19 protein-coding genes are annotated in these 15,816 nt (G+C 66.0%); all 19 read left to right on the top strand.

From position 1 onward, the window contains the following. The first annotated feature begins 238 nt into the window (after positions 1–238). The gene (locus QC818_RS14215; RefSeq protein ID WP_309653521.1) at positions 239–439 is read left to right on the top strand and encodes a hypothetical protein; all 201 of its coding nucleotides are present in this window, start codon (positions 239–241) and stop codon (positions 437–439) included. After that, complete coding sequence (locus QC818_RS14210; RefSeq protein WP_309653520.1) at positions 426–968, top strand: hypothetical protein; 543 nt, start codon at positions 426–428, stop codon at positions 966–968. The genes QC818_RS14215 and QC818_RS14210 overlap by 14 nt, the downstream gene beginning before the upstream one ends. 204 nt (positions 969–1,172) lie before the next feature. Then, a complete protein-coding gene (locus QC818_RS14205; RefSeq protein WP_309653519.1) occupies positions 1,173–1,748 on the top strand; it encodes a glycoside hydrolase family 108 protein in 576 nt (191 codons plus the stop codon). A gap of 2 nt (positions 1,749–1,750) precedes the next feature. Next, on the top strand, positions 1,751–2,080 hold the full coding sequence (locus tag QC818_RS14200; RefSeq protein ID WP_309653518.1) for a hypothetical protein: 330 nt from the start codon (positions 1,751–1,753) through the stop codon (positions 2,078–2,080). Beyond that, entirely contained in the window at positions 2,080–2,679 is a 600-nt protein-coding gene (locus QC818_RS14195) for a 3TM-type holin (protein ID WP_309653517.1), read from the top strand. Before QC818_RS14200 ends, QC818_RS14195 begins: the two co-directional genes overlap by 1 nt. Before the next feature lie 98 nt (positions 2,680–2,777). Beyond that, positions 2,778–3,110 (top strand): Gp49 family protein, encoded by a 333-nt coding sequence (locus tag QC818_RS14190; protein ID WP_309653516.1) that lies wholly within the window; start codon positions 2,778–2,780, stop codon positions 3,108–3,110. Between the two features lie 502 nt (positions 3,111–3,612). Further along, a complete protein-coding gene (locus QC818_RS14185) occupies positions 3,613–4,167 on the top strand; it encodes a terminase small subunit (protein WP_309653515.1) in 555 nt (184 codons plus the stop codon). Next, positions 4,164–5,681 (top strand): hypothetical protein, encoded by a 1,518-nt coding sequence (locus QC818_RS14180; RefSeq protein WP_309653514.1) that lies wholly within the window; start codon positions 4,164–4,166, stop codon positions 5,679–5,681. Before QC818_RS14185 ends, QC818_RS14180 begins: the two co-directional genes overlap by 4 nt. 31 nt (positions 5,682–5,712) lie before the next feature. Beyond that, the gene (locus QC818_RS14175) at positions 5,713–7,941 is read left to right on the top strand and encodes a hypothetical protein (protein ID WP_309653513.1); all 2,229 of its coding nucleotides are present in this window, start codon (positions 5,713–5,715) and stop codon (positions 7,939–7,941) included. A 7-nt stretch (positions 7,942–7,948) separates the two neighbouring features. Continuing rightward, positions 7,949–8,149 carry a hypothetical protein gene (locus QC818_RS14170; RefSeq protein WP_309653512.1) on the top strand — a complete coding sequence of 67 codons (201 nt, stop codon included), beginning with the start codon at positions 7,949–7,951 and terminating at the stop codon, positions 8,147–8,149. A 39-nt stretch (positions 8,150–8,188) separates the two neighbouring features. Continuing rightward, positions 8,189–9,163, top strand: coding sequence for a hypothetical protein (locus QC818_RS14165; protein WP_309653511.1), 975 nt, complete (start codon positions 8,189–8,191; stop codon positions 9,161–9,163). A gap of 183 nt (positions 9,164–9,346) precedes the next feature. Continuing rightward, the gene (locus QC818_RS14160) at positions 9,347–10,351 is read left to right on the top strand and encodes a N4-gp56 family major capsid protein (RefSeq protein ID WP_309653510.1); all 1,005 of its coding nucleotides are present in this window, start codon (positions 9,347–9,349) and stop codon (positions 10,349–10,351) included. Between the two features lie 91 nt (positions 10,352–10,442). Further along, positions 10,443–10,868, top strand: a complete 426-nt coding sequence (locus tag QC818_RS14155; protein ID WP_309653509.1) for a hypothetical protein — start codon at positions 10,443–10,445, stop codon at positions 10,866–10,868. A gap of 3 nt (positions 10,869–10,871) precedes the next feature. After that, positions 10,872–11,510, top strand: coding sequence for a phage adaptor protein (locus QC818_RS14150; protein WP_309653508.1), 639 nt, complete (start codon positions 10,872–10,874; stop codon positions 11,508–11,510). After that, positions 11,507–12,982, top strand: a complete 1,476-nt coding sequence (locus tag QC818_RS14145) for a hypothetical protein (RefSeq protein ID WP_309653507.1) — start codon at positions 11,507–11,509, stop codon at positions 12,980–12,982. Before QC818_RS14150 ends, QC818_RS14145 begins: the two co-directional genes overlap by 4 nt. Beyond that, complete coding sequence (locus tag QC818_RS14140; protein WP_309653506.1) at positions 12,975–13,925, top strand: hypothetical protein; 951 nt, start codon at positions 12,975–12,977, stop codon at positions 13,923–13,925. Before QC818_RS14145 ends, QC818_RS14140 begins: the two co-directional genes overlap by 8 nt. Beyond that, positions 13,925–15,082 (top strand): hypothetical protein, encoded by a 1,158-nt coding sequence (locus QC818_RS14135; RefSeq protein WP_309653505.1) that lies wholly within the window; start codon positions 13,925–13,927, stop codon positions 15,080–15,082. Before QC818_RS14140 ends, QC818_RS14135 begins: the two co-directional genes overlap by 1 nt. A 9-nt stretch (positions 15,083–15,091) precedes the next feature. Further along, positions 15,092–15,364, top strand: a complete 273-nt coding sequence (locus QC818_RS14130; RefSeq protein ID WP_309653504.1) for a hypothetical protein — start codon at positions 15,092–15,094, stop codon at positions 15,362–15,364. Further along, the gene (locus QC818_RS14125; RefSeq protein ID WP_309653503.1) at positions 15,364–15,786 is read left to right on the top strand and encodes a hypothetical protein; all 423 of its coding nucleotides are present in this window, start codon (positions 15,364–15,366) and stop codon (positions 15,784–15,786) included. Before QC818_RS14130 ends, QC818_RS14125 begins: the two co-directional genes overlap by 1 nt. Positions 15,787–15,816: the final 30 nt, after the last annotated feature.

Raw genomic sequence — 15,816 nt, 5'->3', positions numbered from 1 at the left:
GCGGCCAAGGCGAGGCAGTGCGTCCAGTACGACCGGCGCTGTGATGCGGTTGCCCGCCAGCGCCATGGATTATCCGCTCCAGAGGATAAGCGGCGGTTTATCCGCCATAGGGGATAGCGGACAAACCGGACGCGCCGGACGGACAGGCTGACAGCACCGGACAGGAGGGCAGGGTGGCCGACAAGCAGCAGGAGAAACCCCGGGACGCCCGGTATCAGAACGATCCGAGGCGGCGCGGATGAAGTGGGCAAAGCGCGATGGCAACGAGTGGCTGGCCGTGAGCGATTGCGGCCGCTACCGGGTGGCGAGATGGGTCGGCCACAACGGCGACTGGTTCCTTCTCAGCTACCGCAATGAATCCCTGGGTTGGCACAAGACCCCGAAAGCTGCACAGCACGCAGCCGAGCAACACAAGGAGCGAGACCATGGCGATGCTTGATGACTGGAAGAAGCACCCGAACCCCTGGGCCGTGGTCGAGGCAGCGGCCACGGATTCGACGGCCCGGGACGCGGCGGTGAGTCGGTTGATCGACACCATGCTCGAGCTGCAGCTGGTGCGCCGCCACGACGGCGTGGGCTATCAGCCGTTCAGCGTGACCGGGAACGTGCCGATGCCGGGCAGCGGCAGGGCCGTGGACCAGGCGATGCTCGCCGCCGAGCGCTATCGGCCGGACAGTGAATGGCACAAGGCCTGCGCCTGGCTGCTGAATCGGCTGCCGAAACGTCAGGCCGCGGCGATGCTGCTGCAGGCGGCCCGGATCCGCCCGGACAAGCTGGGTGAGAGCGTATGGATGGTGACTGCCGAGCAGGCGGTGGAGCGGCAGGCGCTGCTGCTGAGGCAATTGGGAATGGCTGAGTACGTGGCGCGGCCGTATGAGTCCGTGCGCGCCATTCAGGAGTGCGCGTCGCGAGCTCGCAAGCAGCTGCGCGCATGGCTGGTCGAGGAGGAGCTCCAGCAGGCGGCATGACGCCTTATCTAATGAATCGATCATTACGACTGGACATAGTGAGGGGTTAGATATACCCTTCTCGGTAGGCTGGACGGCGTATGCCCAAAACAGCCCATGACTTCAAAAGGCTCGCTTCGGCGGGCCTTTCGCATATCCGGCCCTGCCAGTTCCTGGTGGGGCCTTTCCGTTTTCTCTCACGCCGTGAGGCGCCGGAGACCTTTCATGTCCCACCCCCTGCAGCGCCGCCTGGTCGATGAGCTGATCGACCGGGAGGGCGGCTATGTGAATCACCCGGCCGATCGCGGCGGCCCGACACGCTACGGCGTGACCGAGGCCGTGGCTCGCGAGCACGGCTATCAGGGTGATATGCGCGAGCTGCCTCTGGCGCTGGCTCGCGAGATCGCCGCCGACCGCTACTGGCACAGCCTGCGCCTGGATGACATCGCCGAGCACCACGAGCGTCTGGCCGAGTACCTGTTCGACTACGGCTACCACTCGGGCCCGGGCCGCCCTGGGCGTGACCTTCAGCGGCTGCTCAACGTGCTCAACCGCGTCGAGCGCGACTACGGCGACATCGCCGTGGACGGTGCCGTGGGGCCGGCCACGTTGGGCGCCCTGGAGGCCTACCACGATACCCGGGGCCGCCCGGGGTTGGACGTGATGGCCGCCGCGCTCAACGCCCTGCGGATGGGCTTCCTGATCGAGCTGGCCGAGGGGCGCGAGAGCCAGGAGGCATTCTCCTATGGATGGCTGCGAAGGGTATTCGAGTTATCGCCCTGCAGCGAGGGGGCGGGGTGACTATGTCGCAAGTGCCGAGCAACCAGACCCAGCTCGACCGGATCGAGGCCGGCGTCGCAGAACTGAACAAGCAAGTGGCGCAGATGCAGGAGCGCCAGAACAGCCAGGGCGCCAAGATCGAGGCCCACGAGACACACCTCACCGACCATTCCCAGCGCCTCCGCGAGGTGGAAACTCGTCACGCCGTTGCCGAGGCGATGGGCAAGCAGGGGCATAAGCGCCTGATGGGACGTTGGTCGGCTGCCGGCGCCGTCCTGATGCTGTTGCTTGGCGCCTTCCTCTCCATCGTCGGCAAGGTGCTGGCCGATCTGATTACGACCGGAGGCCACTAATGGACTGGAAGGATGCGATCGAGGCCGTCGCCGAACACGCGCCCGCCGTGGCCACTGCGCTTGGCGGGCCTACTGCTGGAGGCATCACTGCTGGTGCCGCCCGCATGGTCACTGGGCTGCTGGGTGTCGAGAACACTCCTGAAGGCCTGGCTGGAGCGCTGCAAGACCCGGCGAAGCTCGCGGAGCTGAAGCGCATCGATAACGACCATCGCCTCGAGCTGGAGAAGCTGCGCCTGGAGGCAGAAGCGGCCAAGGCCGCCGAGGAAACCGCCCGCCTAGCCGAGATCAACAAGACCATCCGCGCCGAGACGCAGAGCGAGGACGCCTTCGTGCGTCGCTGGCGTCCGACGTTCGGCTACCTTGTCGCCTTGGCCTGGTTGCTGCAGAGCGGCGCCATCGGCTGGGCCCTGGTCCGCGACCCGTCACAGGCCGGCAGCCTGGCCCAAGCAGTGACGGCCCTCACGCCGATGTGGTCGGTGGCCCTGGCCATCCTGGGCATCAACGTCCACAAGCGCAGCCAGGACAAGCAAGTCGCCGCCGGGCAGCGCCCCAGCGGCTTCATGGATGCCATCAAGGGCATCGTCCGCCCCAACCGATAACCGCATCGGTGAGCGTCTCGCATTTTCATCCACTCAGGTGAAGAAGCGTGTTGACAGAATCGCCCGCGGGGCGCTCAACCCATGCGAAGGAGATAACCATGAGCGATGACCAGCAAGTCGAACAGCAGATCCGCGACCGCGGCCTGACCGCGCCGCGCGTCACCCCGGACACCCTGGACGAGAAGATCCAGGGCGAGGACTACCACGTCTTCCCGGGCACCACCGTCACCGTCTGCCTGCTCCACCTGGAGAACGGCTTTACCGTCACCGGCGAGAGCGCCTGTGCCAGCCGGGAGAACTTCGACCCCGAGCTGGGCCGGCAGATCGCCAGGCGCAACGCCAGGGAGAAGATCTGGATGCTGGAAGGCTACCTGCTGCGCGAGCGGCTGCACTCCAGCGGGCCGCTGTCGATGGCTATGGCGGAAAGCTGAGGACTACCCAATCCTTTCCCAGTGATCCACATGCACGTGGTTTCGCTGCAATACCTCTGCATACGAATCAGCCCCCTGACGGTCGAGATCAAGAAACTCCACCAAGACTTGTTGGACCTCTTGGTCGTCCAGCTCTCCGTTGCGAGTGATGGTGTGAATTTTCCTATCTCCAGCGTAGGCGTAGTGCACTTGATAGATGGGCATCTGAGTGGTTTCCGGCTGTGGGCTTGGCTTCAGATGCTACGAGATCCCCAGCGGGAAGACGAGGAGGTGATCCGTATCTCGGGCACCCCTGACCGTGAGACGGGGTAGGGCCACGCCGCGAGGCGCTGCCCGATCCGCCGGCTCGTCGTGAGACGCCCGGCACCCTGATGCGGTACTGCGCAGAGGAGCCTGCGACGGGTACGCCATGTGGCCACTGCCTAACCGTGAGTCGGTGAGAGCCCGGCTGCCGCATCACCTCATTCATGGAGACGCCGGCCGAGAGGTCCGCGCAGACGATATGAGCAAGCTCAAGAACCCGAGACACGAGGCATTCGCCCAGCAGTACGCCCTGACCCACAACGCCAGCGAGGCCTACCGTCAGGCCTTCAAGGCAGCCGGTCGGATGAAGCCCGCCGACATCGCGTCGAGCGCCTCTCGCCTGCTGAAGAACGTCAATGTCGCGTCAAGGGTTTCTGAGCTGCAGGAAGTCGTCGCCAAGAAGGCCGAGGAGGAGTTCTCGGTCGACGCCACCTATGTGCTCAAGCGCCTGGTAGAGATCGACCAGATGGACGTGGCTGACATTCTCGCTGATGACGGCAGCATCCTGCCGGTGAAGCAGTGGCCCAAGGCCTGGCGCCGCACCTTGTCGGCGATGGACGTGGCCGAGCTCTGGGAAGGGTATGGCGAGGAGAGAGAGCAGACCGGCCTGCTGAAGAAGATCAAGTGGCCGGACAAGGTGAAGAACCTGGAGCTACTCGGCAAGCATGTCGATGTCCAGGCCTTCAAAGAACGCACCGAGCTTTCCGGCGGCCTGTCCATGACTCATGAAGAAGCGCTCGACGAGCTGGCATGAACGACCGTGAGCGCGAGATCCGCCGCAAGCTGAAGGACGACTTCGAGCACTACGCCCCGCGGGCCCTGAAGATCCGCACCAAGCGAGGTCGGGTCGAGCCCTTCGCTCTCAACAAGGCGCAGCGCCACATCCATGCTTGCCTCGAGGAGCAGAAGCGCCAGACCGGCAAGGTCCGGGCGATCCTCCTCAAGGGTCGCCAGCAGGGCGCCTCGACCTACACCGAGGGCCGGCTCTACTGGCTGGTGTCGCACCGCAAAGGCGTGCGGGCCTTCATTCTGACCCACGAGGCCGAGTCCACCGCGGCGCTGTTCGAGATGGCCGAGCGCTATCACGAGCACTGCCCGCCGCTGGTCAAGCCGACCACCGGGGCGAGCAACGCCAGGGAGCTCTACTTCTCGCGCCTTGACTCGGGCTACAAGGTCGGCACCGCGGGCAATAAGGCGGTCGGCCGTGGCACCACGGTGCAGTATTTCCACGGCTCGGAGGTCGCCTTCTGGCCACATGCCAGCGAGCACGCCAAGGGCGTGATGCAGGCGATCCCCGATGCTGCTGACACCGAGGTGATCCTGGAGAGCACCGCCAACGGCATCGGCAACTACTTCCACCAGCAGTGGCAGGCGGCCGAGACCGGCGAGAGCGAGTACATCGCCATCTTCGTGCCCTGGTACTGGCAGGACGAGTACCGCAAGCCGGTTCCCGACGGCTTCAGCCAGAGCGCCGAGGAAGAGAAGCTCGCCCAGCTTTTCGGGCTGGATGACGAGCAGCTGATGTTTCGGCGGCACAAGATCGCCGAGCTGTCCGCCGATGGCGTGGACGGGGTCAGCGCCTTCAAGCAGGAATATCCGATGACCGCCCAGGAGGCCTTCCAGGTCTCCGGGGGGGACACCCTGATCAAGCCGGAGCCGGTGGTCGCGGCCCGCCAGTACAAGTGCCTGGGAAGCGGCCCGCTGAAGATCGGCGTAGACCCGGCGCGCTTCGGCGACGACCGAACCGCGATCATCCGTCGGCGCAACCGGGCGGCCTACGACGTCGAGACCTACCTAGGGCGCAGCACCATGGAGGTGGCCGGCATCGTGGCAACGATCATCAAGAAGGAGCGGCCTGCCCAGGTGGCCATCGACGTCGGCGGTATCGGCGCCGGGGTGGTCGATCGCCTCGAGGAGCTGGGCTACGGCGAGATCATCGAGGCGGTGAACTTCGGCAGCGCGGCTGGCGACCCGGAGCTGTACCGCAATAAGCGCGCCGAGATGTGGTGGGAGATGCGCAACTGGCTTGACGATGACATGCCGGTGATGATCCCTGACCGCAACGACCTCCACGCCGATCTCTGCGGCCCGTCCTACAAGTACGACTCGAACCAGCGGCGGATACTCGAGAGTAAGGAGGACATGCGCAAGCGTGGCCTGCGCTCCCCGGACGCCGGCGATGCCCTGGCACTGACCTTCGCCGAGCCTGTTCGCAAGCGTGTGGCGATGGTCGAGGACACGATCGCCGACACCACCGCCGGTTACTGACCCCATCCCCGATCACTGCCGTGAGGCGCTGATGCACCCGAAAGAAGACGACAAGGCCCAAGGGCCTGACCAGCAGCCAGGCGAGCAGGAACAGGCCGCCGAGCGCCTGCAGGTGTTCGCCACCCGGCTGTCCCGCATGGCTCACGAGCAGGTCCAGAGACGTGCGTCGCTCGAGACCCGCTGGCTTGAGGACTACCGCCAGTACCACGGCGAGTACGACCCGGCGACGGCCTCTCGGCTCAGCCAGGCCGAGGGCAGCAAGGTCTACGTCAACATCACCCGCAACAAGACCAACGCCGCCGAGGCCCGGCTGCAGGACATGCTGTTCCCCACCGACGACCGCAACTGGGCCATCAAGCCTACGCCGGTGCCGGAGCTGGACAACGTCGAGCCGGGTGAGATGATGCAGAGCCCGGGCGGCCAGCCGATCGACAAGTCCAAGCTCGCCGAGGCGGTCAATCGCGAGGCCAAGAAGAAGGCCGCCGCGATGCAGTCGGAGATCGACGACCAGCTCAAGGAAGGCCGCTTCCAGATCAAGTGCCGTGACGTCATCCATGACGCGGCGCTGATGGGAACCGGGGTCGTAAAGGGCCCGATTATCGTGGGCCGGGTCAAGAAGCGTTGGGACACTGGCGACGACGGCACATCGGTGCTGACCATCGAGGAGGCCATCGAGCCTTCGGTAGAGCGCGTAGATCCCTGGGATTTCTTCCCTGATATGAGCGCGCGCACCGTCGACGAGTGCGAGTTCATCTTCGAGCGCCACCTCTGGAGCAAGCGGCAGCTGCGCGAGTTCGCCCGTCTGCCCGGCGCCTTGCTCGAGCAGATCCGGGCGGTGGTCCGTGGTGGCAAGGACAGCACTCAGATCGCCAAGGACTACGTCAACGACATCCGAGGGATCACTGGTGTCGACTCGGTGCGCAATGACACCAAGTACGAGGTGTGGGAATACCACGGTCCGATCGCCAAGGATGAGCTGATCGACGCCCTGTCCGAATCTCGACAGGACGTCGACATGGAGCAGATCGACGAGCTCGACGACGAGGTCGAAGCGGTGGTGTTCTTCAGTGGCAACAGCGTGCTGAAGGTGGTGTTGAACCCGATGGACACCGATGACCGGCCCTACTCAGTCTTCAACTGGGAGACCGATGAGAGCGCGATCTTCGGCTTCGGCATCCCCTACCTGATGCGTCAGCCCCAGGTGGTGATCAACGCCGCCTGGCGGATGATGCTCGACAACGCCGGCAGCTCGGCGAGCGACATCATCGTCGCTAACCGTCATCTGATTGAACCGGCTGACGGCAAGTGGTCGAGCCAGCCCGGCAAGAAGAAGCTCTACTATCTCAACGACAAGACCCGGGATGTCCGCGAGGCCTTCGCCAGCTTCACCATCCCCAATCATCAGCAGGAGCTGGCCGCTATCTTCCAGATGGCTCGCCAGCTGGCCGACGAAGAGACCAACCTGCCATTGATCGCCCAGGGCGAGCAGGCCGCCCACGTCACCGACACCAGCTCCGGCATGGCGATGCTGATGAACAGCGCCAACATCGTGCTGCGCCGGGCGGTCAAGAACTGGGACGACGACATCACTCGACCGACCATCAGCCGCTTCTACGACTGGAACATGCAGTACAGCGACGATCCGAGCATCAAGGGCGATTACAGCGTCGATGCGCGCGGTTCCGGCGCTCTACTGGTCCGCGAGAAGCAGCAGCAGAACCTGATGGCCTACGCCAACCTCTCGGCCGGCAATCCCGAGCTGGCGATCCGCCGCGACTGGGCCGGTCTTGACCGCGAGCTGGCCAAAGCCCTTGAGGTGCCATACGAGCAACTCACCCGCAGTGACGGTGAGATCCAGAAGGAGCGCGAGGCGCGCGCCCAGCAGGGTGATCCCGAGACCCAGCTGAAGATGGCCGAGCTCCAGCTCAAGCAGCAGGAGGCTCAGGCCAAGGCCCAGCGGGATCAGGCTGATCTCCAGCTCAGGAGCCAGGAGCAGCAGTGGGAGCAGCAGTACAAGGGCGCCCAGCTGCAGAGCGACCAAGAGGTCAAGCTGGCCGAGCTGGCCCTTAAGCGGGGGCTCACCATGGCCGAGCTTGAGGCCAGGCTGCAGCTCGAGTCCTCGAAGCTCGAGGCCGATATGCAGAAGACTGCCGCCCAGCTACAGACCCAGCGCGACACCAAGGCCGCCGAAATGACCGAGCAGCAGAACGACCGCTTGGCCCGCGAACAGAACATGGCCATGGGCCACGACAGCTACTGAGGCATCCATGGCGAAGATCGACCCCAGCTCCGACACTTGGGCCGCCGTCCTCGAGTGGGCCCATGCCCAGCGCGATGATGCCATTGAGGCGCTGATCAAGGACGACCGCAGCGAGCAGCAGCGTGGCCGGATTGAAGCCATGGACGAGCTGCTCGCACTGAGCACTCCGGACGATGCACCGATGGTCGTCGCCGACACCTACCAATAACCCACCCGATGGCCGCCCGTGAGGGCCGCTGGAGGAAGCATGAGCACCAAACCCAACGCCGCACCTGAGCACGACCAGGAGTTCGAAGATGCCCAGGCCGATGCCTACTTCGACGAGTTCGCTGGTGATGGCCCGGTCAGCCCCGAGGATCCCCAGGCTGAAGCCCGGGGCGACGACGCGCCGGCCGATGACCTCGATGGCGGTCAGCCGCGTGATGACAATGGCCGATTCGCCCGTGATGACGACGCCCCGGGCGATGGCGGTGACGCCCCCCAAGGTGGCGGCGACCCCGCGCCCCAGGAGGGCGATGAGGATCCCCAAGCCGAGCTCGACCGGCTGCGCCAGGAGGCCCAGACCTGGCAGCACCGCTACCAGTCGGACCTCGGCCGGCAGAACGCCCTGCAGCGCAAGATCCAGGAGCTGCAGGAGGAGAACCGCAAGCTCCAGGAGAGCGGCCAGCCTGCCGCTGGTCAGGGTGGCCAAGGCCAGGACCAGGGGAGCGACAACCCGCAGGGCTCCGGCTACAGCAACGAGGAATGGGATCAGCTCAAGGCCGACTTCCCCGAGATCGCCCGCGGCATTGAGCAGCAGATCGGCGCCATGCAGAAGCAGTACGAGTCGCAAATCGAACAGCTGAAAGGCCAACTGACACCGATCCAGCAGCAGGCCGAGCAGCAGGCCTTCAACTCCGAGATCGCCGCGCTCGAACAGCAACATCCGGACTGGCGGGAGACCGTCAACCGGCCCGAGTTCCACAGCTGGCTGCAGCAGCAGCCGCCCCGGGTCCAGGAGATGTTTTCCAGCGATAGCGCCGCGGACGCCGCCTATCTGCTGGGCACCTTCAAGACCTCTACCGGGGCGGCTCAGGAGCAGCCTAACCAGAATCTCCGGCAGCGCCGTCAGCGCACGCTGGAGAACGCCCGCACTGTCCCCAGCCGGGGCGGTCGGCAACGCAGCGCCATCCCCGACGATGATGAGGATGCGCTGTTCAACTACTTCGCCGATAAGGACTGAGCCGCCACCCGGCCGCTCGACACCTCCTACCCGGCGAAGCGCAAGCCCGCCGCGCAGCAAGCGGACGAACCCTCAAGGCCCTGCCTCTTTCGGGACGCGGGGCCTTCTTGTGGATCCTCCGTGTGAGCAAGCGAAAGGGCACACCGCAACGCCTTTCCTATCTGACACGCATGGACCAACACTATGAGCCAGACTAACTACTCCGGTCTGAACCAGCGGACCACCTACTGGGCCATGACCCAGCACCTCAAGCACGCCGAGCCGATCGTCTGCCTGGCCAAGTACGGCATGTCGAAGCCGGTGCCGAAGAACAAGTCGGAGAGCGTGAAGTTCCGCCGCCCGGTGCCGCTGGCCCTGTCCAAGACCCCGCTCACCGAAGGCGCGGCCCCGACCTCCAAGGCCATGCAGTACGAGGACGTGTCTGTCACCCTCGACCAGTATGGCGACGTCGTCGAGCTGACCGACAAGGTCCAGGATCTGGCCGAGGATCCGGTGCTCAAGGACGCTACCGAGCTGACCGGCGAGCAGTCCGCCGAGACCATCGAGTCGCTGATGTGGGGCATCCTGCGCGGCGGGACCAATGTGTTCTACGCCAACGGCTCCGCGCGCACCGACGTCAACTCGGTGGTCAGCCTGGCCAAGCAGCGCGCCGTCACCCGTGCCCTGAAGGTCGAGCGTGCCAAGAAGGTCACCAAGATGGTGAGCTCCAGCGTGAAGTACGGCACCGAGGCCATCGATGCCGCTTTCATCGCCGTGGCGCACACCCACCTGGAGGCCGACATCCGCGACATGCCGGGCTTCGTGCCCACCGAGAAGTACGGCAGCATGAAACCGCTGCCCTACGAGATCGGCAAGGTCGAGGACGTGCGCTACGTCCTGACCCCGGTCCTCGAGGCCTTCGAGGATGCCGGCGGCGACCCGACCACCAACGGCGTCATCACCACCTCCGGCGGCTCTCCGGGCCAGGCCGACGTCTACCCGATCGTCTACTTCGGGCAGGACGCCTACGGCCACATCGCCCTCAAGGGTAAGGAAGCCGTGGAGATGAAGATCCGCCAGCCGGGTCAGATCGACTCCAACGACAAGCTCGGCCAAGTCGGCTGGGTGGGCTGGAAGACCTACTGGAAGGGCTTCCGCGCCAACGAGGCCTGGATGGTCCGCCTTGAGGTGGCCGCCTCCGACCTGTAAGCCTGGCGCGAGCCAGTGACCGAGCGGGCCGCCCACAGGCGGCCCGCTCTTCCTCGACCATGCCGCCCGTGAGGGCCGCAGGAGCTAGATCATGACCGATACCACCGACCTCAACGCCCTGACCTCCGACGAGCTCAAGGAGCAGGCGCGCATCCTCGAGATCAGCCTCAAGGGCAACCCTGGCGACGACACCATTCGTGCCAAGATCCGCGAGAAGCTCGGCCAGGCCGACCCCAAGGACGAGCCCTCGACCAATGAGGCCGACACCGGCATCGCCGTGCGCCGTGGCGAGAAGCGCTACAAGGTCCAGATCCACAAGGACGGCAAGGATAAGCAGCCGGTCTTCCTGGGCTGCAACGGCCGCAGCGTGCGCATCGTGCGTGGCGAGACCGTGACCATCGGCGAGGGGCTGTTCCAGAGCCTGAAGAACGCCGTCGAGACACGCTTCGACACCGAGAGCGAGGAGTGGGTCGAGGTGCCGTCCTACCCCTACTCCGTCCTCGACGTCGTGGAGTAAGCCATGACCTTCCTGGAGCTGTGCCAGCGGCTGCGCCAGGAGGTGGGCGCCGCCGGCACCGGCCCGGCGGCCGTCACCGGCCAGCACGGCGAGTATCAGCGCCTGATCGGCTGGGTGGCTCAGGCCTGGCGGGAGATCCAGCTCGAGCGTCGCAACTGGCGCTTCGCCTGGGCCGAGGCCAGCGTCGCGCTGGACCCCGACTTTCGCGAGTACTCGCCGCCGGCGGATATCGACCGCTGGGACGCGGCAACGCTGCGCGCCGGCAGCCACCCCCTTGTCGAACTGGAATGGGAGATCTTCCGCGAGCGCTATCGCAGCGATAGCGGCCGGGATCACCCGACCGTCATCACGCGCATGCCGAACGGCAATCTGCGTCTCGACACCCCGCCGCCGGCCGCCAATACCACCCTGAGCTTCGAGTACTTCCGCACGCCGCAGACGCTCGCCGCCAACGGTGACACGCCGCGCATGCCCGGCCATTACCACATGCTGATCGTCTACCGCGCCATGCTGTCCTATGCGCTCTACGAGAATGCTCCTGAGGTGGCTCAGAAGGCACAGAGAGGGGAGCAGAGCGTTATGACCGCCATGGAGCACGCAGAGCTGCCGGCGATGGATGTCTTCGGAGGGCCGGTGGCATGACCCAATCGGCCTACATTCCGCTCGGCGGCGGCCTGGATCTGGTCACACCGCCGCGGCAGCTTCAGCCCGGCGCCGCGCTGTCCTGCATCAACTACGAGTGCCCGGTCACCGGCGGCTATCGCCGCATCGATGGCTATGCCCAGCTGGGCCCGGTCGTGCCGGGGCAAGGCCCGGTGCTGGGCGTGGCGACCTTTGACGATCGGCACTATGCCGTGCGCGAGGATGCCGGCGGTGGCACGGCCACGCTCTACCGCCTCAGCCTGGATGAAACGACCTGGGAGGTGATGGGTGCCGGCGGCGAGCTGGCGGCGGGGCGCCACGAGTTCGACGAGGGTAACGCCTACGCCACGGAAAGCGGCAAAGCGCTGTATGGCGTCGGCGGCGGCCAGCCGTTCGAGATCAAGGCGGACGGCACCCTCACGGTGCTGGCCAACGCCCCCTCCGGCGCCACGATGATCGCGCTGCACCACAACCACCTGTTCCTGGGTTTCGCCGCCGGCAGCCTGCAGTTCTCCAACATCGGCGATCCGGCGGGGTGGGATGCATCGACTGGTGGCGCCGGCGAGATCGGCGTCGGCCAGCAGTTGAACGGCATCCTGAAAGGCGTCGGCGGGGTGCTGCACGTGCTGTGCCGTGACTCGGTGCAAACCCTGCGCGGCACCAGCGCCGCCGACTTCTTGCTCGAGATCACCGTCCCCGGCGCCGGCGCGCGTGCCCACTCCGGCCAGTCGCTGATGATGCCCTACTTCGTCGGCGAGCGCGGCATCACCACGCTGGAAGCGACGCAGCGCTATGGCGACTTCTCGCCGCTCCAGGCCGGGCGCAACGTCGAGCCGCTGTTCGCTGCCGCCGGCCTGGCCGATCGCGTTGTGGCCAGCAGCGTGTCGCGGGACAAGGCTCAGTACCGGGTGTTCTTCGACAACGGCACCGGGCTCTACATGAGCTCGAGCGGCATCACCCAAGTGCAGCTGCCCGACCAGGTGGCGGTGACGCACGCCGGCGAGCTGGCCAGCGGCGAGGAGGTGCTGCTGTTCGGCGATGACCAGGGCAGCGTCTTCCGGCTCGACCAGGGGCAGACCTTCAACGGCACGCCGATTCGCGCCTTCCTCACCCTGGCCTACACCGACCTGAAGTCCCCCAGCACCCGCAAGCGCTTCCGGCGCGCCTTCTTCGACGTGCGGGCCGGCAGCGATGCGCGCATCTGGATCCAGCCCGACTTCGACTACGGCGACAACCAGACCGGGCGCCCGCGGCGCTCGCCGATCGACTTCATGCTCGGCGGCGGCCTGTGGGGCGTGGACAACTGGGGCGAGTTCAACTGGTCGGTGCCCACTCTGGGCCAGGAGCCGCTGGACGTGAGCGGCACCGGCACCAGCATCAACTTCGCCATCTTCTCGGAATCCGACAGCCCATCCCACGAGCTGCTGGGCTACGACCTTCAGTTCGACGTGAGGAGGAATCGCCGTGGCTGAGACCTACTACGACAACAGCGATGAAGGGCAGCGCTTCCAGCCCGGCACCACGGCCGAAGGCGAGGCGGTGGACCAGAAGTTCGACGCTGTCGCGACGGGTTTCTATGAGGTCGAGAAAGACACCCGGCGCTCGCTGAAATTCCCCTTCGAGGCGGGCATGCCCAGCCAGGAGTTCTCGGCTACCACCCTGCAGCGGCGCAACCGCGTGCTGGGCTTCGATACCGACGGCAACCTGGCGCTGGTGTCCGGCTTCTTCAACCGCGGCGACTGGCAGCCGAACACCGACTACTTCCTCAACGACGTGGTGCGTGACCCCGACACCACCAATCTCTACGTGCTGATCGTCGCCAAGCACACCTCGGGCGCCACGCCGGCCTTCGGCAATACCAGCCTCTGGTATCTGGCCATCGACGCCGACACGGTGCGCACTGCGCGCATTGCCGCCGAGGCGGCGCGCGACCTCGCCGAGCAGTGGGCGAGCAGCTTCGACCCCGTCGAGAACGGCTATCGCGGCGCCATCTTCTATGCCCTGGATGCCCGTGGCAGCGAGCAGGCGGCGCGGGGCTATCGTGACGAGACCGCCGCCGCCGAGTCGCGCGTCGAGACCCTCGAACAGAGCGCTACAGATGCCGCCAGCACGGCGACGACGAAGGCCGGCGAGGCCAGCGATTCCGCCGCCGCGGCAGCGCAGAGCGAGAGCAGCATCCAGGGCGTCGAGAGCAACGTCACCGCCACCGCCCAGCAGGTGGCGGACGATGCCCAGACCGCCAGCGACGCCGCCGACGAGGCCGCCCTGGTAGCGCAGAACATCAACGACACCACCACCATGGACTTCCTCAACTTCGAGCTGAGCGGCCCGGACCTGATCGCGCACTTCGCCGGCTACTCCGACGCCAGCAACTTCTCCGTCAATGCCGCCGGTGAACTGGAGGTAACGCTGTAATGCCAACGCTCAATCTCGGCCGGGTGCGCTTCAACTGGAAGGGCGCCTACGATCCGCTGGAACCCTATCTGGAGTACGACTGCGTCGAGGACGACGGCCAGTCCTATGTCTGCATCGCTCCCGTCACCGGCACCGGGCCCAACGACACCGGCGGCAGCACCTACTGGGAGTCGATGCTGGTGCGCAGCGCCGACTACAACCAGGCACGACAGGACGCCATCGATGCCGCCGCGGCCGCCGATGACAGCGCGACCAGCGCAGCCAATAGCGCCACGACTGCCGGCAACGCGAAGACTGCCGCCGAAACGGCGCGGGACAAGTCGCAGGCCTGGGCGGAGGGCACAGAGCCCGAACCCGGGAAGAAGAGCTCGCGAGAGTGGGCGGAAGAGGCGGCCTCGTTCGGCGACCCCAACCTGTTCGACATCACCGCCGACCAGACCGCCGACACCCGCACCATGGCGGAATGGGCGGCACAGGCCAAGGTCAACCAGGGCAAGCTGGCCACCGCCTACCGGCTGGGCAATGGCGCCTACGCCACCGACAGCGGCGCCGCCGACGCCTACGTGCTGAGCGTCAACTACGCCGACGCCGCGCCCACGGCTTACAACGACGGCGACCAGTACCGGTTCCGCGCCGGCGCCGCCAACACCGGCGCCTCGACCGTCAGCGTCAACGGCCTGGGCGCGAAGACGCTGGTCACAGTGACCGGCGTGGCGCTGCCGGCGGGGTATATCCGCACCGACGCCGACACCACCATCACCTACGACGCGGCGAATGATCGGTTCGTCGCGGATCGGGAGGTGGAGCCGGGGAGTAACTCGAATGGTGAGTACGCTCGCCACGCAGACGGAAGGGCAGAGATTATCCTTCGCGTTCTAATTTCTCTGAACGACAGCGGGTTCCAGTTATTCACGCTGCCCGTCGCATTGGATCCGGGCTCTACCGTCGGTGGGGGCATCTTGTTCGATACATTGCCTGAGAGCGCCCCGGCCAACGCAGATTGGTGGAATCGGTTGTCCCGAGTCGTTGCAGCTGTTGACCCGGCTACGTGGAGCGGTAGTGAGGTCAGGGTGCTGTTCCGCCCGGATTCGGACAGACCCACAGTGAACGCGACTGGCTATGTCCGGCTTCGCATCGAGGGTTACTGGTATCAATAGGAGATGGGGATGCAAGTCAACTACACACCGGTCGACGATTTCATCGTCTACGACTACACCGCCGACGGAGACGTGCTGACAGCCACCGTCAACGGCGAAACCGATACGTTCGATTTCTCAGACATGCCCGATGGCGTGGCGACGGAGTTCGACACCACGCTGCCTCGCTGCCCGATCCAGCGAGCCGAGCGCGTGGACGGTGTGCTCACCGTGCATCTGATCGCGTGGTACTGGGGCGCGGCGAACTACGAGAATCGACTGGAAGGGGAGGCGACGCTCTGATGGGCACGATCAAGACATTCACCCCGGCGCCGACGGCGGCCGAGCAGCTCGAGGCGGCCCAGCGGGCGGCCGTGCAGCGCGTGAACGACGGCTATCGCGAGCAGGTAGCCCCCATGGTCCGCGAATACCCCATCGAGGAGCAGCAGGGATGGGGGCAGCAGGACGCGGAATCGCAGGCCTACCTGGCCTGGTACGACGCCGGCCAGCAGGGCACCGCCCCGGCCACGCCGGTGCTCGACCGCATCCTCGCCGGCCGCAACGGCAACGACGGCACCGAGACGCTCTACGACCTCTGCCTCGCGGTGCGCGAGAACGCCGAGCTTTTCATTCAGGCGCAGGAGCTCACCGGCCGCCGGCAGCGACTGGTGAAGCAGGTGCAGGCTGCTGCCACGGTGAGCGAGGCTGACTCCATCACCTGGTAGCCCGCCACTTCACACTCACCGGGAGGTGAC

Origin of the sequence: Halomonas koreensis, assembly GCF_031451675.1 — a bacterium.
In the GTDB taxonomy this organism is placed as follows: domain Bacteria; phylum Pseudomonadota; class Gammaproteobacteria; order Pseudomonadales; family Halomonadaceae; genus Halomonas; species Halomonas koreensis.
Note: the sequence above shows the minus strand (reverse complement) of the source record. Positions and strands in the feature narration are given on the sequence as shown.